Source organism: Ligilactobacillus hayakitensis DSM 18933 = JCM 14209, assembly GCF_000615845.1.
In the GTDB taxonomy this organism is placed as follows: Bacteria; Bacillota; Bacilli; order Lactobacillales; family Lactobacillaceae; genus Ligilactobacillus; species Ligilactobacillus hayakitensis.
The window spans coordinates 47625-70086 of the sequence record NZ_BAML01000004.1; the positions used below are offsets into that span (position 1 = coordinate 47625).

Annotated in this window: 38 protein-coding genes; 6 read left to right on the forward strand and 32 right to left on the reverse strand. The window is 33.6% G+C overall.

What is annotated here, in order from left to right:
- The 21 genes from JCM14209_RS10195 to JCM14209_RS02045 form a co-directional block, all read right to left on the reverse strand.
- Window positions 1-153, reverse strand: a complete 153-nt coding sequence (locus JCM14209_RS10195; RefSeq protein WP_155830650.1) for a hypothetical protein — start codon at window positions 151-153, stop codon at window positions 1-3.
- Window positions 143-484: a hypothetical protein gene (locus tag JCM14209_RS01945; protein WP_025021952.1), complete on the reverse strand. Its 342-nt coding sequence runs from the start codon at window positions 482-484 to the stop codon at window positions 143-145. The genes JCM14209_RS10195 and JCM14209_RS01945 overlap by 11 nt, the downstream gene beginning before the upstream one ends.
- Before the next feature lie 429 nt (window positions 485-913).
- Complete coding sequence (locus JCM14209_RS01950; protein WP_025021953.1) at window positions 914-1243, reverse strand: type II toxin-antitoxin system PemK/MazF family toxin; 330 nt, start codon at window positions 1241-1243, stop codon at window positions 914-916.
- Between the two features lie 66 nt (window positions 1244-1309).
- Complete coding sequence (locus JCM14209_RS01955; protein ID WP_025021954.1) at window positions 1310-1564, reverse strand: AbrB/MazE/SpoVT family DNA-binding domain-containing protein; 255 nt, start codon at window positions 1562-1564, stop codon at window positions 1310-1312.
- 92 nt (window positions 1565-1656) lie between these two features.
- Window positions 1657-2097: an ArpU family phage packaging/lysis transcriptional regulator gene (locus JCM14209_RS01960; RefSeq protein ID WP_025021955.1), complete on the reverse strand. Its 441-nt coding sequence runs from the start codon at window positions 2095-2097 to the stop codon at window positions 1657-1659.
- Window positions 2098-2164: 67 nt separating this feature from the next.
- Complete coding sequence (locus tag JCM14209_RS01965) at window positions 2165-2746, reverse strand: NUMOD1 domain-containing DNA-binding protein (protein WP_025021956.1); 582 nt, start codon at window positions 2744-2746, stop codon at window positions 2165-2167.
- Between the two features lie 329 nt (window positions 2747-3075).
- Entirely contained in the window at window positions 3076-3336 is a 261-nt protein-coding gene (locus JCM14209_RS01970; protein ID WP_025021957.1) for a hypothetical protein, read from the reverse strand.
- Complete coding sequence (locus JCM14209_RS01975; RefSeq protein ID WP_025021958.1) at window positions 3336-3596, reverse strand: hypothetical protein; 261 nt, start codon at window positions 3594-3596, stop codon at window positions 3336-3338. The genes JCM14209_RS01970 and JCM14209_RS01975 overlap by 1 nt, the downstream gene beginning before the upstream one ends.
- Before the next feature lie 14 nt (window positions 3597-3610).
- Complete coding sequence (locus JCM14209_RS01980; protein WP_025021959.1) at window positions 3611-3874, reverse strand: hypothetical protein; 264 nt, start codon at window positions 3872-3874, stop codon at window positions 3611-3613.
- Window positions 3875-4143: 269 nt separating this feature from the next.
- Window positions 4144-4344 carry a hypothetical protein gene (locus JCM14209_RS01985; RefSeq protein ID WP_025021960.1) on the reverse strand — a complete coding sequence of 67 codons (201 nt, stop codon included), beginning with the start codon at window positions 4342-4344 and terminating at the stop codon, window positions 4144-4146.
- Between the two features lie 14 nt (window positions 4345-4358).
- On the reverse strand, window positions 4359-4673 hold the full coding sequence (locus tag JCM14209_RS01990; RefSeq protein WP_025021961.1) for a VRR-NUC domain-containing protein: 315 nt from the start codon (window positions 4671-4673) through the stop codon (window positions 4359-4361).
- 376 nt (window positions 4674-5049) lie between these two features.
- Window positions 5050-6306, reverse strand: coding sequence for a virulence-associated E family protein (locus JCM14209_RS01995; RefSeq protein ID WP_025021962.1), 1257 nt, complete (start codon window positions 6304-6306; stop codon window positions 5050-5052).
- A gap of 3 nt (window positions 6307-6309) precedes the next feature.
- Window positions 6310-7089: a bifunctional DNA primase/polymerase gene (locus JCM14209_RS02000; RefSeq protein WP_025021963.1), complete on the reverse strand. Its 780-nt coding sequence runs from the start codon at window positions 7087-7089 to the stop codon at window positions 6310-6312.
- Window positions 7090-7154: 65 nt separating this feature from the next.
- Window positions 7155-7658 carry a DUF669 domain-containing protein gene (locus JCM14209_RS02005; protein WP_025021964.1) on the reverse strand — a complete coding sequence of 168 codons (504 nt, stop codon included), beginning with the start codon at window positions 7656-7658 and terminating at the stop codon, window positions 7155-7157.
- On the reverse strand, window positions 7658-8422 hold the full coding sequence (locus JCM14209_RS02010) for an AAA family ATPase (RefSeq protein ID WP_025021965.1): 765 nt from the start codon (window positions 8420-8422) through the stop codon (window positions 7658-7660). The genes JCM14209_RS02005 and JCM14209_RS02010 overlap by 1 nt, the downstream gene beginning before the upstream one ends.
- A gap of 14 nt (window positions 8423-8436) precedes the next feature.
- The gene (locus tag JCM14209_RS02015; RefSeq protein ID WP_025021966.1) at window positions 8437-9804 is read right to left on the reverse strand and encodes a DEAD/DEAH box helicase; all 1368 of its coding nucleotides are present in this window, start codon (window positions 9802-9804) and stop codon (window positions 8437-8439) included.
- Window positions 9804-10283, reverse strand: a complete 480-nt coding sequence (locus JCM14209_RS02020) for a siphovirus Gp157 family protein (RefSeq protein WP_025021967.1) — start codon at window positions 10281-10283, stop codon at window positions 9804-9806. Before JCM14209_RS02020 ends, JCM14209_RS02015 begins: the two co-directional genes overlap by 1 nt.
- Complete coding sequence (locus tag JCM14209_RS02025; RefSeq protein ID WP_025021968.1) at window positions 10283-10501, reverse strand: hypothetical protein; 219 nt, start codon at window positions 10499-10501, stop codon at window positions 10283-10285. Before JCM14209_RS02025 ends, JCM14209_RS02020 begins: the two co-directional genes overlap by 1 nt.
- Before the next feature lie 39 nt (window positions 10502-10540).
- On the reverse strand, window positions 10541-10804 hold the full coding sequence (locus JCM14209_RS02030) for a hypothetical protein (protein WP_025021969.1): 264 nt from the start codon (window positions 10802-10804) through the stop codon (window positions 10541-10543).
- 234 nt (window positions 10805-11038) lie between these two features.
- The gene (locus JCM14209_RS09825; protein WP_025021970.1) at window positions 11039-11812 is read right to left on the reverse strand and encodes an ORF6N domain-containing protein; all 774 of its coding nucleotides are present in this window, start codon (window positions 11810-11812) and stop codon (window positions 11039-11041) included.
- Window positions 11813-11875: 63 nt separating this feature from the next.
- Window positions 11876-12082: a helix-turn-helix transcriptional regulator gene (locus JCM14209_RS02045; RefSeq protein ID WP_025021971.1), complete on the reverse strand. Its 207-nt coding sequence runs from the start codon at window positions 12080-12082 to the stop codon at window positions 11876-11878.
- Window positions 12083-12155: 73 nt separating this feature from the next.
- Here JCM14209_RS02045 and JCM14209_RS02050 point away from each other — a divergent pair, with 73 nt between their 5' ends.
- Window positions 12156-12536, forward strand: a complete 381-nt coding sequence (locus tag JCM14209_RS02050) for a DUF2513 domain-containing protein (protein WP_025021972.1) — start codon at window positions 12156-12158, stop codon at window positions 12534-12536.
- Here the strand turns inward: JCM14209_RS02050 and JCM14209_RS09975 are convergent.
- Window positions 12508-12678, reverse strand: coding sequence for a hypothetical protein (locus JCM14209_RS09975; RefSeq protein WP_155830652.1), 171 nt, complete (start codon window positions 12676-12678; stop codon window positions 12508-12510). The two genes, JCM14209_RS02050 and JCM14209_RS09975, sit on opposite strands and share 29 nt — an antisense overlap.
- Window positions 12679-12691: 13 nt before the next feature.
- Window positions 12692-12835, reverse strand: coding sequence for a hypothetical protein (locus JCM14209_RS09980; protein ID WP_155830653.1), 144 nt, complete (start codon window positions 12833-12835; stop codon window positions 12692-12694).
- A 423-nt stretch (window positions 12836-13258) separates the two neighbouring features.
- On the opposite strand from JCM14209_RS09980, the gene JCM14209_RS02070 reads away from it, so the two are divergent.
- From JCM14209_RS02070 to JCM14209_RS02090, 5 genes are all read left to right on the forward strand, one after another.
- Complete coding sequence (locus JCM14209_RS02070; protein WP_025021973.1) at window positions 13259-13615, forward strand: helix-turn-helix domain-containing protein; 357 nt, start codon at window positions 13259-13261, stop codon at window positions 13613-13615.
- An 8-nt stretch (window positions 13616-13623) separates the two neighbouring features.
- Entirely contained in the window at window positions 13624-14010 is a 387-nt protein-coding gene (locus tag JCM14209_RS02075) for an ImmA/IrrE family metallo-endopeptidase (RefSeq protein ID WP_025021974.1), read from the forward strand.
- A 63-nt stretch (window positions 14011-14073) separates the two neighbouring features.
- Window positions 14074-14523: a hypothetical protein gene (locus JCM14209_RS02080; RefSeq protein WP_025021975.1), complete on the forward strand. Its 450-nt coding sequence runs from the start codon at window positions 14074-14076 to the stop codon at window positions 14521-14523.
- Window positions 14523-14903 carry a hypothetical protein gene (locus JCM14209_RS02085; protein ID WP_025021976.1) on the forward strand — a complete coding sequence of 127 codons (381 nt, stop codon included), beginning with the start codon at window positions 14523-14525 and terminating at the stop codon, window positions 14901-14903. Before JCM14209_RS02080 ends, JCM14209_RS02085 begins: the two co-directional genes overlap by 1 nt.
- A 164-nt stretch (window positions 14904-15067) precedes the next feature.
- Window positions 15068-16189, forward strand: a complete 1122-nt coding sequence (locus JCM14209_RS02090) for a tyrosine-type recombinase/integrase (protein WP_025021977.1) — start codon at window positions 15068-15070, stop codon at window positions 16187-16189.
- Window positions 16190-16297: 108 nt separating this feature from the next.
- Here the strand turns inward: JCM14209_RS02090 and rplS are convergent, their stop codons facing one another.
- The 9 genes from rplS to ftsY form a co-directional block, all read right to left on the reverse strand.
- Entirely contained in the window at window positions 16298-16654 is a 357-nt protein-coding gene (gene rplS / locus JCM14209_RS02095; RefSeq protein WP_025021978.1) for a 50S ribosomal protein L19, read from the reverse strand.
- Between the two features lie 95 nt (window positions 16655-16749).
- Window positions 16750-17355 carry a GNAT family N-acetyltransferase gene (locus JCM14209_RS02100; protein WP_035519753.1) on the reverse strand — a complete coding sequence of 202 codons (606 nt, stop codon included), beginning with the start codon at window positions 17353-17355 and terminating at the stop codon, window positions 16750-16752.
- Between the two features lie 22 nt (window positions 17356-17377).
- Entirely contained in the window at window positions 17378-18115 is a 738-nt protein-coding gene (gene trmD, locus JCM14209_RS02105) for a tRNA (guanosine(37)-N1)-methyltransferase TrmD (RefSeq protein ID WP_025021980.1), read from the reverse strand.
- Window positions 18115-18624 carry a ribosome maturation factor RimM gene (rimM, locus tag JCM14209_RS02110; RefSeq protein WP_025021981.1) on the reverse strand — a complete coding sequence of 170 codons (510 nt, stop codon included), beginning with the start codon at window positions 18622-18624 and terminating at the stop codon, window positions 18115-18117. The genes trmD and rimM overlap by 1 nt, the downstream gene beginning before the upstream one ends.
- An 83-nt stretch (window positions 18625-18707) precedes the next feature.
- Window positions 18708-18953 carry a KH domain-containing protein gene (locus tag JCM14209_RS02115; protein ID WP_025021982.1) on the reverse strand — a complete coding sequence of 82 codons (246 nt, stop codon included), beginning with the start codon at window positions 18951-18953 and terminating at the stop codon, window positions 18708-18710.
- 12 nt (window positions 18954-18965) lie between these two features.
- Window positions 18966-19238 carry a 30S ribosomal protein S16 gene (gene rpsP / locus JCM14209_RS02120; RefSeq protein WP_025021983.1) on the reverse strand — a complete coding sequence of 91 codons (273 nt, stop codon included), beginning with the start codon at window positions 19236-19238 and terminating at the stop codon, window positions 18966-18968.
- 106 nt (window positions 19239-19344) lie between these two features.
- Window positions 19345-20766, reverse strand: a complete 1422-nt coding sequence (gene ffh / locus JCM14209_RS02125; RefSeq protein WP_025021984.1) for a signal recognition particle protein — start codon at window positions 20764-20766, stop codon at window positions 19345-19347.
- A 15-nt stretch (window positions 20767-20781) separates the two neighbouring features.
- A complete protein-coding gene (locus tag JCM14209_RS02130) occupies window positions 20782-21120 on the reverse strand; it encodes a putative DNA-binding protein (protein WP_025021985.1) in 339 nt (112 codons plus the stop codon).
- 8 nt (window positions 21121-21128) lie between these two features.
- On the reverse strand, window positions 21129-22460 hold the full coding sequence (ftsY, locus tag JCM14209_RS02135) for a signal recognition particle-docking protein FtsY (RefSeq protein ID WP_025021986.1): 1332 nt from the start codon (window positions 22458-22460) through the stop codon (window positions 21129-21131).
- Window positions 22461-22462: the final 2 nt, after the last annotated feature.

Sequence of the window (22462 nt, forward strand, 5' to 3'; positions counted from 1 at the left end):
TCACCCACCACCTTTTAATTTAATCTTACTTGTATTCTTACTGTACTTACGCTTATGTTTTACTGGATGTTTCTTGTAGTGCTTTTCTAACTCACGTAACATCCTTAGCTCTTCATAAGTTTGTACTTTTCCAAAATCTAGACTATCTTTCAATGTAGCTTACTCGAATACGTAATTCACCCGTGTATAGTCCTCTTCTGTACTGATGTATATCTTCGTTAGCTTTAACATAGTCTTCCGCAGCTTTTTTAGTTTCAAAAACTTTGACGGGACGTTCGACTTCATAAACAACCCCATTTTTTACCTCGTCTTTGACATACATCACAATAGCGACTCTTGCATCTTCTTGATCAGTCATCTTGAAGTTTCTTTGTGCAGCTTTAGTGACCTGTTCATCAGTTACTTTAGCTTCAACTGCTCCAGCTCCTAATGTTCCAATTGTCATAAGTGAAGCGATTGATAGAATGAACTTACGTGAATTCATATTCGCTCTCCTTTCTCGTTATAGTTTTTATGTCAATAAAAAAAGACTAGCGATTACACTAGTCTTGCTTATTTATGAATGCGAGTAGGTAGAATCGAACTACCTTATTGCCCACACACTCGCACTGTCTTTCGACAAATATTCATTCCCTTAGGAAAAGAAGTTAATTAATGGTATATATGAAAAAACAAAATAAATTTTCTGTCAGCTATCTGACAATATCATAATAACATCTAGTGTATTCGCCTGTCGTCCGCTCTTTATTCGTTGATATTCCGCCGTTTGTTCGCTTTTGGAATTCCTTTTCCTACTTTTAATTTTTAAATAAATTTTCAAAATAATGTTTACAAAATAAAAAAAAGACCATATACTTAAGTTGCGTTCATAAGTATATAGTCTGTTTGTCCTAAGTCGTCCTTAGGGCTTTTTTTATATATTGAGCACTGCTCGTATATTATTCATTACTTCGTTTGGAACTTTAACGTGTTCAATAAACTGGTAATCTCTATGCTTTACGTCTAATGTTGTTAATTGGTCACAAAGTAGCGTTCCTGAAGTTTTACCTTCAACATCCCACTTATAAGCTAATGGATAATCCCTTTCGCTTGTTGTGAATGGTACCGCCCACACAAAGGGCGTAACTTGATTAAATCCTTCAACGCTTAAAACCAACCAGGGACGTCCTCCTTTCTGTTCATTATTATTTTGAGGCTTTGGATCGTTTGATAAGAAAACGATATCGCCGACTTTTAAATTCATAAAAGTCCTCCTTTCTTTAGAGTATATTTTCGTGTTAAGGCGCATCAAATGCTCGCACGAATAATATTAATATAATTCTTCTCCAACAGCTCCGCCTTTATCTACTATTTCAAATGGATAAGGTTGGCTTCTATCGTATCCTTCAAACATTTTATCGAATAACGTTTGATTTCTTTTTGGTTTTAAAATGATTTTATCTTCATCACTTTCAAATAATAAAATATCTTTCTCTTTTAAATCAAATTGTGTTAATAACGCTTTAGGTACTCTAATCGATAAACTATTTCCCCACCTTGATAAGGTTAACTCTCCTCTTGCCATGACACTTTCCTCCTAAAAATAAACCGTGGTTTTATTATATCATCCACGTATCAACTTGTATATACAAAAATAAGGTAGCCATTAAAACTACCTTATTGCTTATATACATGTAAGTCGGGACATCCTGTTTGCATCTCAAAGATATCTGCGAATTCGTTTAAAGCTCGTCTTTTCACTTCGTAGTACCTGGTACGTTCCAAATAAAGCTTTTCCATTGCGTCAGTGGCTGTTATCTTACCTAGAACGTTTTGACAGACAATCTTTAATTCATACGAACCAATTTCTACTGTGTGATTAAATCCATCAACTATCATTTTCGCTGAAATAAACTTAGTCATTTTTTCTTCATTGCTGTTACCATAAATTGAGCCTTTTGGCATGTCGGAGATACTTGGAGATTGCAAGTTCGCCATATTAGTTGAATGATAAACTCTCAACTGCTTTTCGTAATGTTGTTTCAAAAAATACAGAACATTCTCCGCCGTTTCAATCTGATCTACTAGTGGAATATTCAAAAAAACTTCTCTAACCATAGTTACCTCCTGTATAATAGTATGTGTGTTAATTTTTCAGGAGGCTTCGGATATCCCGAAGCTTTTTTTATTTGAAATACAACATCCCACTATCCAAATAATAGTCATAGTAGCTGATTAGAAAACTCCCGTCTGAAAATGATATACGCTCAGTCGCTTTTCTTCGAGCAGTAGGTTCTGAAATACCTAAATACTTAGCAGCTTTACTCATTGATGAGAAAACAAAATTTATCTGATTCTTTTCATCAACCAAACACCATTCTCTGGTATCTTTTCTTGCTTTTTTAATATTTTCCATCAAGGAATGCCTATCCAAAAAACCATTCATCACAGAGCGGCTGACATTACCCATGCTATGTATAACAAACTCACTCACTTCATGGACTCTTCCAGCATTAACCAATTTTTTAACACCCATGATAATTTGACGATCACTAGGTCTTTGGGATGGTGAAAATTCTTTTCTCAAAACTTCGTAACAAGCATAGAGCTTCTCTCTGTCTTTTGCTTCAACAATATTTAGCATTCTCATAAGCTCTTTCTCGCTAAAAAATTCAGGATAAATAAATCCATATTTCTCACATAATTCAACAAGATATACTCTTGCTGCTTTTTTCATCTTCTTTTTTTCTCTTTCTTTGGAGTCCATATCCTTTACCTCCTAATCTATATTCTCTCGACATCACATTGATTTACCGCCTTAATCTCGCCGGTTTCAAAAACTTTAACGTAACACACTCCCGACTGACTTACGACTGTTACTTTTCCAGTCTCGCCAGTTGGATGATTCTAACTTTATCTCCATCACAAATCAAAATACATCCCTCCTTTCTTATTTATCTATTCAATTTGATAAAAAATCTCGATTTAAAACTTGCAAATTAAAAATTGATACTTCTACTTATTCTGAAACAATCCAAGAATTACAGAAACAAATCCAAGATGCCATATCGTAATAAGTGACTAAAAATATATCCATTAATTTTTCTCCTTTACTTCTTGGTTCATCCTTGTCAACATAGCTTGGATTGCTAACAGTTCATTGTTCTCGCTACTCCTAGCTTCGATAGCTTCAATGATATTCTTAGTTTCGATTAGTGTTTGTAACTTGTTCTTTTTCCCATCTTTGTAGTCACGGAGTAAAAGTGCCAATGTATCAAACCATTGGTCTATACTATTCTTCCGATGTTCTATACGTTCGTCTATATCTTCAATGTATTTTTCTATAATTGTCTTCATTAATCTTCCACCTCAATCTCAATCCGCTCGTATTTTTCAAGACCCCAAAGTCTGATTAGAGGCATTGTCCACAAATCGATGGCAAGTAATCTTTCTTTGTTATCTTCTAAATTTTCCAATTTAAATCGAAGATTCCTCGTCAACAAGCACTCTTTCTCCACCTTCCAACGGCAATAAATCTCGATTTTTTCTGAATTATGGCGAACTTCTTCTAAATATCCTTCTTTTTTTCGACTTGCAATTACAATATATTTTTTCATCTTCAACCTCACTTCTATTCTTCAACAACTTCGTACAATTCTCTAAACTCTTGATCAGTAATCTTACGTATAAAACCACCGTCTAGAGATTTGATAACCCAATCTTCACCGTATACCGAAACTACACCACCTTGATTATTGACAAACGTAACCATCTCAATAATTGAGTTGTGTTCTCGATAGCGACCGCCAAACCATGCTTTAATTTCTTGTAATGGCAACTTTGACAATTCTTTTCCTCGCATTGCTTCCAAAGGTTCTTTTTTTCTTATTTTCATCTTTATTTCTCCTATCGTTTTTATTCATCAGCTAATGAAATAACGTGCAGGCACCTCAAATTGCCTTAGAGCCATCAAAAATTGACATACACGTTGACTTGTATATAACATTGTCTTGCAATTACATTTTTTGGTTTACTTAATTTTGGAGTATTACATACAAGTGTTAGTTTTTACCTAGTGTCAGCCAGGGTTCATAGATTTAATTTTTTTGGAAGAACCAACAAACTTCCAATAGCCTGCCGCCCTTTAACAAGCGACAAGTTCAATTAACGGCGTGAAATTTTGCCGTACTTAACGCCTTCATCAAAGCCGGCGTCGCATCCAACTGTTCCAGCTAAGAAAGCTGCGCTTACTGCTAGTGCAGTCACTAAAACGGCTGAATCACTAATATTAGTTCTATAGAAGATTAAGTATGTCGCGCTCCCTAGTAGGCACACAGCGCTTAGAATTTGTAAAAATAACTTCATGGTATTCTCTCCTCCTAATTACTTTCAATCAATCCAATTGCGTCTTCAACACTTCTGCATACGCCGTATAAAACAGGTTTATTCTCAATGAATTTCTGAAACTTAATCTGATCTTTCCTAAGTTTTCCAGTTTCATTTTTAACTTCTATTAGAATTATTTTTCCGTCGCTGTGTCTAAATCCTGTGATATCTGGCCAACCTTTTGGAGCTAATTTAATCACTGTTCCAAATTTTGTCTGAACCGTCCCAGCGTTACTTCTAAACACTGTGCATCCATGTCTAGCCATAGCAACCATAATGTCATTTTGAATTTTTTGTTCTAAAGTCAATCGTAAAATCCTTTCTAGTGTAGTCACTAAAATCTAGCCGTAGTCACTACTTCATTTTTCAGTGACCACTTTAAAAGCTTATTAAATCAAGGTTTATTTTTAGTGTAGTCACTACGTAGTCACTTCAAAAAACCTCATAAACATTGATACGGCAATGTTTATAAACGTTTTTAAACGTAGTCACTAACTTTAAACTTTTTGAGAAACTCCAGGACTATTTTTATTCTCTTCCCCCATCCCCTTACCCTATATATTTATATACTTTATATACAAAATATATGTATTAGTGACTACGGTAGTAATATATCCTTGATATATCAACGTTTTAGCGTAGTCACTAACTCCAATTTTAGTGACTACATAGTGACTACAGTGACTACACTTTGGAATATCCTCGTTTAGGAACTCCGTTAATTCGTTTTTTAGCCGGCTCCCATTCTCTATGATTATCCATAATGTATTTGATTTTTTTAGCCAGCTTTCTATTTCTAATCAGATTCTCTTCTCCAAGTTCTTTAGCTATTTGGGATGATGTTATGAATGTCCCTGGCCACCTTGCTAATACTTCTTCAATTTGAGTTTCAGCCTCGTCGATATACATGAATGACTTCCGATTTTCTTCGAGTAATTCATTTTCTTCGGCTGATAACATAAAATCAAAACCGTCCTTGTAGTAATGAACACATTCACCCCAGAATTGCTTGATGATCTCTGGTGTTAAATCTGTGATAGGGCTTTTAATCTGTCTGCGTTTGTTGGCCATGTTTGGCATAAATCTCCGCTCACCGGTTTTATCTTTCAGATAAGTTGATTCATTTGTTGTTCTCGCAATGACAAAATTCTTGGGTCTTCTAACCGCATTTCTGCCATACGGTGGTCTGTATTCCAATTCCTCAGATGAAATGAATTTCTTTAAAGTTTCAAAATCCGAATTGTTAGTAGCTGTCATTTCATCATCATTGACAATTAAGGCTCTTTGCATGTTCATATAACTATCTTTGTCCTTAAAATCTGTGAATTGGTCTGTGTACCAACCATTTGAAATCTTCTTTAAAAAAGTGGTTTTACCTACACCTTGGCCACCTACCAGATCTAAAACATAGTCAAACTTAGAGTTAGGATTGAAAACTTTTGCTACCGCACCAACGAAAAAAATTTTAGTCTGCAACGTTGTTACTTCACTGATTTCAACACCTAAAAATTCTGGTAGTAGTAACGCTACACGTTGTTCTCCGTCCCATTCCTTTTCAGCTTCTTCTAGGTATCTCTTGACTGGATTATATGAATTCCCTTGAGCGTCGTTATTAACAGCCATTTGCAATAATCTTTCAGTAAACAAAACTCCATACTTATCTTCAATGTATCGAAGAATACTTGAAATATAGTTATCCTCAACATATCCACATTTTATGTGTAACTGTGGAATACTTTTTACAACTTCATCAGCAAAAGAAAATTCGTTATACGCAAACGTTCCTTTGAGAACATCATCTTGTTCTAGAATTAAACCTATATTACGCAAAGAATTAGCTTTGATAGTACCGCTTTGAGTCATTGTGAATGGAATTGGCATCTTTACAATGTTTGTTGATTCTTGGTTTTCTGCTTTTTTTATTGCATCATCAACACTCATTTCTTATCCACCTCCATTCTGCATTTCTCTATTTAGGATTGATTCAAACGTCCTATCTAATTCCTTTTGTGGTAAAGGATCATTTGAATTCTCGTTTGCTATGTTTACTAATTTATAAGCTAACCGTGGTTTAACTGATCTAAAAAATAACGCTCCGCATAAGGCAGCTAAAGCTTTATTTCTTTGACCTTGATTTCCTAAACCGCTTGCTATGGTTTCTAGTACATCTGTAGTTGAATTACGTTCTCTAGTTAGATTTAAATCTTCACTAACTCTATTGGGATGACCTTTAGAAGCTCTAGATTGATTAATAGTTCTAATCAAATCTATTGGAGCTTTGACAATTGGTTTTTTATTCTCCCACGAATAACCATCACTAGGTGCAACTACTACATAATTATTAGGATGTGCTTTTATGTCGATTCCAGGTTGCCAAGCTATCATTTGATGTAGTGTCATTTCATCTCTTTTAAGATAAAATAACTGCTTACCACCATGCTTAGTTTTTTGAGATAGCGTTTCTGGAAACCATTCTTTAGGCAGTTGGTCAAATGAATTAAAGCCATCTGCTCCATTCTCGTGTGTATCGATATCCACTACAAAGAATTTATCAGTTTTTAAAGCTATGCTTGCAGTGGGATATTTTCTCCATAATTCCTTGATTTCATCTGCTGTTAAAGCTGGTCTATCAGCGAATTTAATCAATGGCTTTTTATTAAAAAGTGGTAGCACACTCAGCCCTTTAGCTTGATATGCCAGTGCTACATTTACTAAATTCTTCATAGCAAATCCTTTCTAACGGGCATCTCACCCGTTCGGTAGTCTAGAGTTACTGCTCCATTTAGTCTTTAGAATGGAAGGTCGTCATCATCAACAGTAATTTGATCTGGTTCGTCTGCTTCTTCAAAATCATAATTACGATATGGATATTGAGGATTCTTCTTGTTTTCACTAACTGTTAAATGCATTAGAACAGTTCTGCCTTCAGCTAAAGCCAATGCATTAGCCAAAGTTTCAATGTCTTCCCAATCTTGATCTTGAAGTTCAATACCTGAGTTAGATGCTAACTTAGCAATCAATTTGATGTTACGCCCAAGAATTGGATTAGGATTTCCTTTGGCAGTGGTTTCATCTAAACTCAAATTAACAAATTCTTTTTGGCCGGCATAGTCACCTTCTAAAACTTGAACTCTAATTGATAATTGTTCAGACCCCCATGGAGTATCTTGGTTCTTGATGTTATCAATCATTACGACATAATCTCCAGAAGGTAGTCCTTCAAAACTATTTACACTTCCTTTTTTTGTGTCAAATCCTTCTAAAGCCTTAGCTGCTGCGTCTCTTAATCCCATTATTCTTTACCTACCTTTACTTCTTTTTCTGTTTCAATTTTGTCTACAATTTTCTTTTGCTCTTTAATTGGAGTTTTAACAGGTTTGTCAAATACTCCTACAACGTTATCTAAGATTCTTAAAATATCTTTGTCATCAATTTCTTCACGTACATAATGTGTGCGTCTATCAGTAACTCTTCTGATATAGTTCTTCCCTCTGCGTTTAGTTTGGATAACTAAATCACAGTTGCCGTTAACAATGTTGTAGTACTTAGTTTTAAGACTAGGCACTTCAATGTCACTTTCTCCGACGGTTGTAACCCTTGAAATATAAACAACGTTCAAAGGCAGCGATTTAAGCTCTACTACAAAACTTTGTAACACGCTGTTAAATGCTGAGTAACCTTTCCCATATGGAATGTCTGCTAAATTTTGAACGTCATTCTCATAACAAATAGCTTGTTCAATCATGACTGTTAGATCATCAATAACGTCGATTACAATTGTTTTATAACCAGGATTCCTAGTTTTAAGTTCTAAAATAATCTCGTCTAATTGGTTAATTACAGAACGCTTGAGTTTTCCTTGAGCATCCCTAACGTTTGATAATTGAATATCTTGCGCCGGAATCATTTCTGAGTTTCCATCTGTATTTAAAAATAGTGGTACTGGAAATCTCTCAGCCAGATAAGATTTACCTGACATAGTATCTCCGAAAATGAAGAAGTTTCTAGGAATTCTTCTAACCTTTTTCTGTCTATTAAGCGGTGGTAAAATTGACACTTTTAATCATCCTTTCATTTGATAAAGCCTCGCTGCTTAGCATAAAAGTAAGCCCACCCTGGCTTGTACCCTTTCAACTCTGCATAAGCCTTAACCTCAACGTAAGTCTTTAAGTCTGAAGGTCGCTTGTCTACTACGTTATTAGCGACTTTATCATTTATGATTTTTTTAAACATTTCTTTCCTGCGTGCTACAACCTTTTTCAATTCTGCTTTATCAACTACTTCAATTTTTCTTTCTTCAACTAAGTCAGCCCCACAAAACGGACATGTATTCCCGTTCCTGTAAAAAGCTGCAAAACAACTAAGACATGTTGATACTGGTTGAATCTTGGGTCTATTGCTTTCTTTCTGTTTCTTAGTTCCTTCTAAGCTCCAGTACCTATCTTGAGTAGGTAAACCAAATCTTTGAACATTTCCAACTTGATCAATGATAATAGCTGTTTTACCTTCTCGAGGATTCATTGACCGCATGGCGAACTGTAGGTACAAAGATAGCGATTGGGTCGGCCTAAGCATGATTACACAGTCAACGTTTGGCAAATCTAATCCTTCAGTAAACAATTCGGCATTCGTAACTATCCTTACCTTTCCGGCTCGATAGTCTTTGATAATTTGGTCTCGTTCTGCTTTAGGAGTAGTACCAGACACTGCTTTGGCTAAGATACCTCGCTGGCAGAACTGCTTAGCTAATCTCTCAGCAGATTCAACATTGTAGGTATAAGCTATTGCTTGTTTGCCATTTGCTAACTTGAGATACTGGTCAACTGTTCTACCGTAAATCTTAGGTTTAAAGGCATCCCTAATGGATTCTTCGTCATAGTCACCTGTACGCTTAGTTTTTAGTTTTGAAGTATCTAAAGCAACTGGTGCATAGTAATCTACTGGAGCTAGAAATTGATTATCAATCAGCCACGAAATAGGCTTACCAACAATTAAGTCATCTGCTACATCTTCAAACCCTTCTCCATTTAGTCTTACTGGTGTAGCTGTAAAAAGTAACTTTAAAGCGTCTGGAAACGTCTCAAGGATTCTACGATAACTTCTAGCTAGAACATGATGAGCCTCGTCTACGAAAATGATAGTAGGCTTAGAAAGAGTATCCACACGTCTAGTAAATGTTTGAACCATCCCTATTTGAGTTAGAGACATATCAACTTCATTAGCCTTGAAAGTTTTGGTAACTTGATCTACAATTTCTTTTCTATGAACCATGAACATCACTCGATTACCTTTTTTAGTAGCACGTCTGGCAATCTCGGACATAATCACAGTCTTGCCTGTTCGAGGTGGTGACTGAACAATTATGGAGTGATGTCCTTTCTTGACGGAATCATATATGTTTTTAATTGATTCCAATTGATAATCTCTCAATTTAAACATTACTTAATCACTGTTCCTCTATTGGCCTTAAGGTGAACACCTGGAACTTCTTGTCCATTTTTTAAAACCTTATATAGTTCTTTCTTATCAGCAGTAACTTCTGTTTTAGTTTGTTTAAATTCTTCTGGTACATTATCTAGACTATCTACAATAACTGATGCCTTATAATTTCTAGGCTTCAAAATGTGATTTTCAGTTTGCAATTCTTTGATGCCTGCATCATCTAATGCTTGTGTCATGTAATTTTGCAAAGAACGATTTAAGTTGTTAAGTGACGTTTGCTTTGCTCTTAAATCTTTGAGTTTTTCAGACAGCCAATCAAGTTGCATCTTGTTTTTTTCAATCCAATAAGCAATATTGTCTAGCTTCAATTCTCTGGTGTCGTTGATTGAGTCCAAGGTGTCAGATAGTGTTTCTGGATCTAAGTCCTCGCGTTCTTCTAACTCTCTGTACGTTTGGTTTAAGTCAAATAAGTTCATTACTTGGTTCCTCCTATTGGTTTTAATAGTTCTTCTAATGCTTCTCTATCATTAGATTCAAGATCAAAATAATTAAGTTGATAGAAAGCTCTGATTACTAAAAACTTCTCAACATCACTATCTAGTGATTTCGTGAAATTGAATAATGTGTTAAAATTAATGTTGGTAATTTTTATTTTTTCAGTGGCTGCAACCACTGAATTTTTTTGTTCTACCACAATCTCACCTCCTTTCATTGATAGCTAATTATCTAAGAATCATTTTCTTTTAATGGAGTCGTATACTACTTTGCCAGCAAGTGGCAAAGTAACAAGTACTACACAAAATATCGTTTGTTTGCTAAACGGGTTTTGCAAAAAACTTAAAATTAACATGCCAAAAGCGACAAGAGTTGTTGTTCTGTAATTAATCATCCTTCTCACCTCCTTTAAATTCGTAAAAATATTCTTGATCCAACTAACCAAAGCAAAAATTATTACATAAGCTATACACGCTACAATCACTGCTAAACCTGGTTCCATTAGGTCACCTCTAATTTCTTTGTTTAGATTTCCATATTAAAAATTGTTGAAAATATTCTTCTATTATCCAAATTTCATGCGTTGTTACTTCGACATACCCTTCCGAAAATCTAGATACTTTAAACTCTTTCATTCTGGCTTGATAAACCGAAGGCGAATATTTGTACTTTTTTACAAAATCTTTCTTCCGCAACATGTTATAGTATTCCACATCGCTCACCTACCTTACTTACCTTAATAAGCCTTCATCTTTTCTAACGTTGATTCACTTGGTTCCCAATTAACTAATGCTTCCGCAATGGCTGTAAAATGCTTCTGTTTGATTAATGTTCTTGCAGGAACTCCCGCAGCTTTTAAAATTGCATTATTTAAATCCCATCTCAACAAAGCAACTTGGTTTTTGTTGTAAATTTGATGTTGACTAAGATATCGATCTAGCTTTTGACCAATCTTTCTAGATAACACTTGATAATCTTTAGAAGATATTGGCGTGTTATCTTGAACATCTTTTGTTTCTTGTTTAGCCATTGCTAACTTAACTTGATTCTCTTCTTGCTCTTCAATCCAACGCTTAGCACGTTGAACTGGATCAGTAATCATATATGAATCTTGCTTTTGGATGACGTATCTCATATTGAAGTAGTTATCCACCAACTCGTCATAGATTTCCCAAGCCTTGTCATCTTCAAGAATTTTGAGTAATTTAGCGTATCCTCGTTCTGAAAGGAGGTAAATATTGTTAGCATTACCCCATTGTGCTTTGGTAAATCCATATTCCGAAAACACATCACTGTGTGTGATTTGTTTTAGATCAAGAATATCTATCCCAGTTTTAAAACGTTTGATATTTCTATTAATCGTTTGATTTACGGTTCTCGTTTCTAAGTTATGAATAACCGCAATGTCTCTAACTAACATTGCTTTTTTATTCTCACCAAAACCGCCTTCGATTCCAGTAAATTTAAAGTTTCCGATTTTTTCAGTTCCCAAAATCTTAAGTTCATTCATTGTGTTCATCCCTTTCTTAAAACAACTATAAAGCGTTAAAATCCATTAATTTTGATGATTTTACTATTTTGTGTAGTTGAAAGCTGTAAAAAAAATTTCTTCTTTGGGAACACCAAAAAAGTCTTCTACTTTCTGCATCATAAATGGTCTAGGATTAACTCTACCCGTCTCCCACGCTGAAATCACTTTCTGTGTGGTTCCTAATGCTTCAGCTAAATCTTCTTGTGTTAAATCATGCTCAGCTCTCAAAACTTTTAATTTTGTAGCCATTTTTAATCATCTCGCTTTCTATTTTATCTTTGATATAATTTGTTTATCTCCTAGTGAAAGGAGGTGTAGTTTTATGAAGTTAAATCCTGATTGTATACGTGATATTTTGTTAGCTGTAGAAGATACATCTAGTTATGGTAAAATCATTTCCAGTTTTGAATTATATAAATCAAAGTCTCTATCAAATTATTCTGAAAATGAAATTTTATATCATGTTCGTCAATTAGCTTGGTCTAAAATGCTTGAACAAACTGATTTTTATCTGGATAATTCTTTTTCTATTTTGGACTTATCCCCACAAGGACATGAATTTCTTAATAATATTCGTTCTGATGATAATTGGAATAAAACAAAAGAATTTTCTGGTAAACTAGGTTCATTCGCAATTTCTACACTTCAATCAGTCGCTTCATCAGTTATGTCTATCAGTATCCAAAAGTATTTAGGTCTTTAGGTACTGCATCAAAGGTAAGAGTTACTTCAACAAGGTTTCCCTTACCTTTTTTTATATTCAAATTCTTAACTGCTTTAACTTCTTTTTCATCAATAAAAACTTTCTTATTTTTGACTTCAAACTCATTGAATGGTTTATTCATTTTTTATTACCTCCTATTTTTTCTTCAATTCATCTAGATCTTTTTTTAGTTGTTCTTGTTCTTTTTTTAATTTCTTGATTTTGTTATCAAGATAAAAATCAATTATTTTACTAACAATTACAACTACTAAGATCACATATAATAAAACTGTATTCATAATTATTATTATGTTATGATGAGAGTGCCACAAATTAAGGGGCAAGCCCCTTTCATTGTGGTTAATCAGAACTTTAATTTGCGTTTATATCTTAGTTCTGATTTTATTTTTTTATTTTCTAGTCTTAGTTTTTCGACTTCCAGATATTTCTTATATAGATTTAAGAATATATCTGTTATGAAGTAGATGGCTAAGGCTATTTTTATTACCTCATTCATAACTTTCTCCTTTCTTTAGTTTTCGTAAAGCCCTTATCAACCTTACATGTATATAATATACTATTCTAAGTTGTATTTCAACACTTTTTTCATTTTTTGTTGTTTTATTTTCTACATTTTGTTGTTGACCCTATTAAAAGTAGTATTTAACTGAAAAAAGTAATAAAATATAACTGAAATTATTTTAATTAGGATGGTGATATTTATGACTGCAAAAGATGTTGGGTTATTAGGATTAAGAATTAAAGAACTACGTAAAGAAAAAGGACTACGACAATCTGAACTTGCAACTACACTTCATGTTTCGCAACAAGCTGTAGGTTCTTGGGAAACTGGAAGAACTGTGCCTGGAGCTGATACATTAAATGTTCTAGCCGACTACTTCAACGTAACAACCGACTACTTATTAGGTCGGGATGGTAAGGAAGAAAACTCTACTGATACAAAAGACCTGTCGGAAATTATGAATAGCATTATGACCTACAACGGCAAGGAACTTAATCAGCATGATAAAGATGTCGTGGAAGGTCTTATCTCTGCTTACCTCAACAATAAAGAGTAGGTGATTTTATGGATAGTAGAATTAAAGCTCTGCTCTCTGAACAACAAATCACATTGAAATATGACGAATTAGATTGTGGTGGCTTGTACGTGGATAAATTGAACTGGATAATTGTAGATAACCGTTTAAATGAACACGAACAAGAAAAAGTAATTCTACATGAGTTAGGGCATGCTGCTAAGCAAAAAGGACTGTCAAACTTATACAATGCTACACCAGCCTTACATACAAAAATGGAAGCTGAAGCCAATCAGTTCATGATTAGGGAAGAATTGGAAAATTACAGATCAGAATATGACGAATCCGAACTCAGCCCCGTTAAGTTCTTAGAAAGTTTCGGCCTCCCCCTCGCCTTTGAGCCATATGTTTCTAAGATGTTGTCGGAGTTGTTATGAAATCGTAAAAAGTGATGATTTTAAAATTGTTGGTGTAGTTATTATTTAAAGGAGTGAATACTTATGCTAAATGATATTGATATTTCTTTATTAGAGTTAAGAATTGGTAATTCAGAAGATGCTACCGTTCCTTATTTTGAATTAAATAATAGTGGTATTAATTGTAAAATTATAACATCTATGAAAGTTAACGAAAATTATTCTTTAGCCAATACTGATAGACTTATTTATCTAACAATAACCGCGGGTACTACACCACCTGATGAAATCTATCTTTCTCAAGAATTTACTGAAATTCCTAATTCTCAAGATATATTTTCTATACAATCTGATATTTTTATTGATAAAAAATATCTTATTGATGAATATGAACATTTAAAATATGACTTTGCAAATGTCAGTTTCTCCTATACTCATAAGCATCCTGGAGAAATGGGAGTTGGTGAAAGTGTTAGAGTTGGTACATTTTTCAAAACAAAGGTTCCTATTCTAGATATAAGAGGTGGAAGGTAATGTCTAAAGAGTATATGAATTTAGTTTCTAAAAATAATGAATCTATTTCTCCTGGCTCTCCCTTAAGTTATAATGAAGATGAAAACTTGTCTAAAGGAGGCAGCGAGAATATGGATAAGAAATTTGTAACGCATGATGAACTCAAAATTTCACAGTTAGAAACTCAAAATAAAATTGATAAACTGAATTCTAAAATAGATAATTTATCCGAAAAGATAGATGAAAAGTTTAGTTCTATTCCAATGATGATTGAAAATGCGTTATATAAGGAACGTGAATATCAGCGAGAACAACAAAAAGAATGGCGCAGGTTCTTTTGGGGAACTATCGTTATTGGCTTATTTGGAGTTGGAATTGCGATTATAGGATTGTTTAGATAATCTAACTGAATGGTACGCTAAGCAATTAATTGAAACTATTGTCAACGAGATAAAAAAAGACCCTCAACGCTTTGTTGAAAGTCTAAAAAAGAGTTAATAACCCGTCAAGAATGACGGGTTTAATTATAGGTCAAAAAGAACATTATTCTAAGGAGATGATTAATATGTATTTTCAAAAAAGAAATGACGTCTATAGATATTATGAACGTTATATAGATCCATATACACAAAAAAGAAAAACTGTAAGTATTACTTTATCTAGTAATTCAAAACAAGCACAAAATAAAGCTATGAGATTACTTAACGAAAAAATAAGGAACAAAACGGCTTTAGCTAACGATAATATTATTGAAGGTAAAACATTAGCTAATCTGTTTGATGAATGGTTTCTAATATATAAACAGCAAGTTAGAAGGACCACTTATTTGGCAACAGTTGCAAATATCCAAACTCTATTAGGTGTCATCAATAAAGATACTTTATTATCTCAGCTTGATTCATCAATTTTAAGTCGTTCATTTGATGATCTGCTATTCAAACATGATTTATCAGCTAAATACGTTTCCATCATAAAAAGTAAGCTAAATCTGGCCATTAAATTTGCCATAAAACAAAATTATTTAAAAGATAATCCATTGGATAAAGTTGAACTTTCACCTAAAAAACCAAATCATGGTACTAAAATAAAGGATAAATTTTTGGAAAAGGATGAGTTGACTAAACTCTTTGACTATATTCAAAAAAAGCACCCTAATTACGCTCCAATTTTTCAATGGCTATATTTAACTGGTATGCGTGCTGGTGAGGCTCTAGCGTTAGATATGGATGATATTGAATACATTAACAATCAATATGTAGTACATGTAACTGGAACATTAGAATATAAAAAAGTTAGTGTTACTGAACAGCACAAAACAGATACAACTAAAACTGCCGCTGGGATTAGAGATATAAACTTATCATCTCAAGCAGTTGAAATTTACCAAAAACAATTAGATAAATACGAATCTGGTTTTTTATTTCAAACTGCTAACGGAACCCCTTATCAAATATCTTCTTTGAATACAATTTTAAGAAATGCTAAAGATAAGCTAGGTATTGCCAAAAGATTATCCACTCATACATTTAGACACACTCATGTTTCAATGCTAGCTGCTTTAGGAGTACCGTTCTATGTTATTCAAGATAGAGTTGGTCATGAAAATTCTAAGATGTTAGAACAAATTTATTTGCATGTTACCAAAGAGGCCAAGTTAAATTTAAACTCCCAATTAGAGAAACTTTGAAAAAGTGCTACCATTTTGCTACCATTTATTACTTCTCAATTAAAAATGACTCTCTTTCAAAAAATGCATAAAAAAAGAAACCCTGCAACAGCAAGGTTTCTAACGCTTTTAGCCACGGCGACGTTCTGGAATACGAGCAGCCTTACCGTGTAATGCACGTAAGTAGTATAACTTAGCACGACGTACACGACCGTAACGAGTTACTTCGATTTTGTCAACACGAGGTGTGTGTAATGGGAAAGTACGTTCAACACCTACACCGTTACTGATTTTACGAACAGTATATGTTTCACTAACACCTTCACCACGGCGTTTGATAACAACACCTTCAAAAATTTGGATACGTTCACGTGAACCTTCAACGATACGAGCGTGAACACGTACAGAATCTCCTGCACGGAATTCTGGAATATCATCACGTAATTGTGATTCTGTAATCTTTGCGATTAATGGATTAACTGACATTAATATCTTTCCTTTCACCGACATTCTTGTCCAGTTGCAGCGGAATATCGTTATTTATATGGCATCAAGCCATATATTAATATATCATCTTTAAATTAACTTGTAAAGTTATTTTTCAATAGTTTTGAAAAATCAAATTCACTAAACCATTTAACAGATTTAGGTGGTACCGTATGATCATTAATGAATTTTTCCATCCATACCATATCATACCATTCATCAAATTTAAAACCGCTATTATGAAAATGAGCGACTAATTTGTATCCACGCTTTTCGTGAAACTTTATACTTGCATCTGTTACATAGTTTGATTTTGGTTTTGGAGCTGTTATGCAAGCATTAATATTAATAATTCCCTGTTTTTTTAGAATTAATTCTAGCGCATTATACAAAATAGTGCCTAAACCTTTCCCTCTTGCATCTTCGCTCAAATAAATGGAAGTTTCCACGCTCCAATCATATGCTTGACGATTTTTAAAGCTACTTGCATATGCATAACCAATAATCTTTCCTTCATTTAGTGCAACAATATATGGATATTTGCAAAGCGTTTTTTGAATTCTTGTTTTGAAGTCGCTTTCTGATGGAACTTCGTATTCAAAAGTAATTGCAGTTTTTTCTACATACGGTTTATAAATTTCAAGTAACTCTTTAGCATCTTCAACCCTAGCAAATCTTAACGTTATTTGATCATTTTCCATAAGTATTACACCTCTAATTTAATTAAAAAAGATTTTCTTCTTCCTTAACTTCGAGTAATAATCTCTTTTCCTCATCATCTAATTCATAATTTTCTAATAAATCTGGACGACGAAGTAAGGTTCTTCTCAATGACTCTTTTTTACGCCATTCAGCAATTTTTTGGTGATTCCCACTTGTTAGAACCTCTGGAACATCCATTCCTCTAAATGAAGCTGGACGCGTGTATTGAGGATATTCTAATAAACCTGTTGAAAATGAATCCCCTACAGCTGATTCATTATTTCCTAAAACTTCGGGTAATAAACGTACGGTTGCATCAATTACAACCATCGCCCCCAATTCTCCACCGGTTAAGACAAAATCACCTAAAGATATTTCATCAGTCACTCTAGCACGAATTCGTTCATCGTAACCTTCATAATGACCACAAATAAATGTCAAATTATCTTCTTTAGAAAATTCTTCTGCAACCTTTTGATCAAATTTTCGTCCAGCAGGATCTAAAAGGATTACTCTACCTAGTGATCCATTTTCTGATTCAATATGATCTAACGCATCAAAAATTGGTTGTGCTTGAAGAAGCATCCCTGCACCGCCCCCATATGGCGTATCATCAACATGATGCTGCTTATTAGTAGTAAAATCTCTAAAATCGGTTACGTTAATATCGACAATATTTTTTTCGCTAGCTTTTCCTAAAATTGATTGTTGTAGCGGTCCAAACATTTCTGGAAATAGACTTAAAATATTAATTTTCATTATTCATCCAACCCATCTAATAATTCAACAATAATTCTTTGTTCGTTAAGTTGAACACTTTTAATTACATCTTTAATTGCTGGTAAAAGTAAATCGTCTTTGTCGTCTCGTTCAACAACCCATACATCATTTGCACCTGGGGTCATAATTTCAGAAATTTTTCCAATATATTCGCCATCAATGGTATAAACTTCTAATCCGACAATTTGGTGATGGTAAAATGATCCATCTTCTAAATCACCTTGTTGATTTTCTGAAATTTTAAGTTCTAATCCTTTTAATGGTTCAACAAAATTAATATTTTCTAATCCTTCAAAAGACAACATTTCAAATTGTTTATGCTTTCTATGTGTTTTAATAGTTAATTCTTTTAAGGTGTTATTTTTATTTACATATAATTTATTTCCTACTTTAAAACGTTCATCAGCAAAATCAGTAACTGATAGAACCCTAACTTCTCCTCTAATCCCATGAGTATTAACAATTTTTCCAACTGTGTAATAATTCATTAAGTTTCCTCCATAATATTTCATAAAATAAAAACCTCTAATCAAGTGTAAACACTAAATTAGAGGTTTAATTGCTACTATAATCATTCCACAATATTTAAACGAAGTCTAAATTTGTTTTCTAGCCTTACCGCATACAAGACAGAACGAATAGCTTGAACTACTCGACCATGTCTTCCAATAATACGGGCAACATCTTCAGGTGCTACGTTTAAATCTAAGTATAGAACCCTGTTATCCTGTCTCGAGTTTATATAAACCTCATCAGGATTAGTAACTAATGGTTTAACAATAGTTAATACTAAGTTTTTAACATCAACTTCTGTCATTGTTCAACCTAATTATTTTGAAAACTTAGCTTCGTGGAATTTCTTCATAACACCGTTACGTGAAAGAATGTTACGAACAGTATCTGATGGTTGTGCACCATTTCCTAACCAGTTCATAATTTGTTCTTCCTTAAGAGTAACTGTTTCTGGTTCTGTAAGTGGGTTGTAAGTACCAACTGTTTCGATGAAACGACCATCACGTGGTGAACGTGAATCAGCAACTACGATACGGTAGAAAGGACGCTTCTTAGAACCCATACGTTTTAAACGAATCTTAACTGACATTTAATTACACCTCCTAGTATTCTTCTCAACAATTAATAATATACCAGTTTTTTTATCAGGTGTAAAGTAAAATTTCTTGACAGTTGCAATTTTTTTTAATTTTTTTCTACTTACGCTTCTTTTTCTTCTTTTTAAGCTTCTTTTGCTTCTTCATGACGCGCTTCATCGACATTTTTGCAAGTTTTCCTTGAATTCCATTGCCAAACATATTTTCTAATCCACCAAGATTTCCGTTTGACATTTTTTTCATCATATCTTGCATTTGCTTGAATTGTTTAATCATACGATTAACTTCTTGAATTGGACGACCTGATCCAGCAGCAATTCTTCGACGACGACTTGGATTCAATAGATTTGGATTTTCTCGTTCCTGCTTTGTCATTGAATATACAATTGCTTTAGTACGTTCTAAATCTTTTGGATCTACTTTAAGATTTTTGAGGGCAGGATTAGTTGCCATCCCTGGAATCATTTTAATAAGATCTTCAATCGGTCCCATATTTTGCACTTGTTCTAACTGATTCAAAAAGTCATTAAAATCAAATGAATTTTCTCGCATTTTAAGTGCTAATTTTTCGGCTTCTTTTTGGTCAAAATCTTGTTGCGCTTTTTCAATCAGCGTCAACATGTCTCCCATCCCTAAAATTCTTGATGCCATTCTGTCAGGATAAAAAACATCTAAATCTGACATTTTTTCACCTTGACCAATAAATTTGATTGGTTTACCAGTTACTTCGCGAATTGATAATGCTGCACCACCACGTGTATCCCCATCTAACTTAGTAAGAATCACACCTGTAACATCTAGTTGGTCATTAAATCCTTGAGCAACTTCAACCGCATTTTGCCCTGTCATCGCATCAACCGTTAATAGAATTTCATTTGGGTTAGCTAATTCTTTTATTTCAGCTAATTCATTCATCAGCTTTTCATCAATTTGCAAACGACCAGCCGTATCAATAAATACATAGTCATTTTTATTTTCTTTTGCTACTTCCAAACCTTGACGCACAATCTCTACAGGATTAACATCTGTCCCCATTTCAAATACAGGAACATCAATTTCATTACCAAGGATTTTTAATTGATCGATTGCGGCAGGACGATAAATATCCGCAGCAATCATGAATGGACGTGCATTTTGCTCTTTTTTTAATTTATTTGCTAATTTGGCTGCAGTGGTAGTTTTACCTGCCCCTTGTAGCCCGACCATCATAATAATGGTTGGAATTTTTGAAGATTTATTTAATGGGCTTGCTTCTTCTCCCATTACTTCAATCAATTCTTCATTAACAATTTTTACAATTTGTTGCGCGGGAGTTAAGCTTTCTAATACTTCAGCTCCAACAGCTCGATTTTTTACTTTCTTTACAAAATTTTTAACTACAGTAAAGTTAACATCGGCTTCAAGTAAAGCAAGTCGGATTTCCCGCATAACTTCCTTTACATCAGCTTCACTAATTTTCCCTTTTCTACGAAGCTTACTAATCGCATTTTGTAGTCTTTCAGTTAAACCTTCAAATGCCATTTAGGCCACCTACTTTCATTCTTCAATCATTTCTAATTTTTCAATTAAAGATACTAATTTTTCATCATCTTTATAATTTTTAGAAGCGTATTCTAATAATTCATCCGTTATCTCGCTAATTTTAGTAAATTGTTGATACAGATGCAATTTTTTTTCGTATCCTTCAAGAATTTTTTCCGTTCTTTTTATATTATCATAAACCGCTTGGCGTGAAACTTCATAATTTTCTGCAATTTCACCTAAAGAATAATCATCACGATAATATAATCCGATATATGTCATTTGTTTTTTAGTTAACAAAGGTTCATAAAAATCAAATAATGCATTAATTCTATTTGTTTTTTCAATCGCCACTTGATCACCTACTTATCTTGACTAATTAAATTTCCAAACAGACCTTCAATATATTCTTTTGCATTAAATATCCGTAAATCTTGCATTTGTTCACCTAAACCTACTAGTTTAACTGGAATATGAAGTTCACTTCGGATTCCTAACACAATACCACCTTTAGCAGTTCCATCAAGCTTTGTTAAAACAATTCCTGATACATTAGTTACACTCTTGAATTCTTTAGCTTGAATTAATGCATTTTGACCAGTTGTAGCGTCAAGTGCTAATAAAACTTCGTGTGGCGCATCTGGAATTTCTCGTTTAATAATTCTTGAAATCTTCTCTAATTCATTCATCAAGTTAACTTTATTTTGCAATCTACCAGCTGTATCTACTAAAAGGATGTCATAGTCGCCCTCTTTAACTTTAGCCACTGCATCAAAGACAACTGATGCAGGATCACTTTTTTCAGGTTTTTTAACAACATCGACCCCCACGCGGTTACCCCATTCAGCAAGTTGTTCGATTGCTCCTGCTCTAAATGTATCTGCCGCACATAATAAGACGCGTTTACCTTCTTGTTTATAGCGATAAGCTAATTTTCCAATTGTTGTAGTTTTACCAACACCATTAACACCAACAAATAAAAATACCGTAGGCCCATTTGAAGCAAAATGTAAGTTTGAATCCTCTTTTTTTCCATCTTCTTCGTAAAGTTCAACCATTTTTCTTACAATCGCATCAGAAACTTCACTTTTTTTCTTAGCATTACGAAGCTTTACTTCCTGACGAAGTGCTTCACTGATACGCATTGCATTTTCAAATCCTACGTCAGCTTCAATCAATGTTTCTTCCAATTCTTCAAAAAAATCTTCATCAACTTTTCTAAAGTTTGCTAATAAAGAATTAATCATTGACCCCAAGCCAGAGCGAGATTTTTCTAATCCTTTATCATACGCCTGTGTTTCATCATTTTCTTGTTTGGTTTCTGAAGTGTTTTCAAAAAGTTCTTCTTGTGATTTATTTTCAATTATTTCTTCTTGTTTTGTTTCTTGAACTTGAGTTTGAGAATCTTCATTTACATCTAAATTCTCATTTTCTTCAATTACATCTTCTTGAGTTTCAACTTCATTTACATTTTCCTCATATGTAAGTTCACTATCTTCTTTTTGATTATCTTCTTGAAAATCGTTAATTGATTCGGTTGCTTCAGACGATTTTAAATCTGTTTGCTCTGTTGAAGGTGCATCATCTACAGTTGCTTGAGCATCTTCAACATGACTGTCATTATTTTGTTTTTTATTCACTTCATCTTCATTTTCAACGCTAAATGCTTTTTTTAATTTATCAAAAAAACCCATAT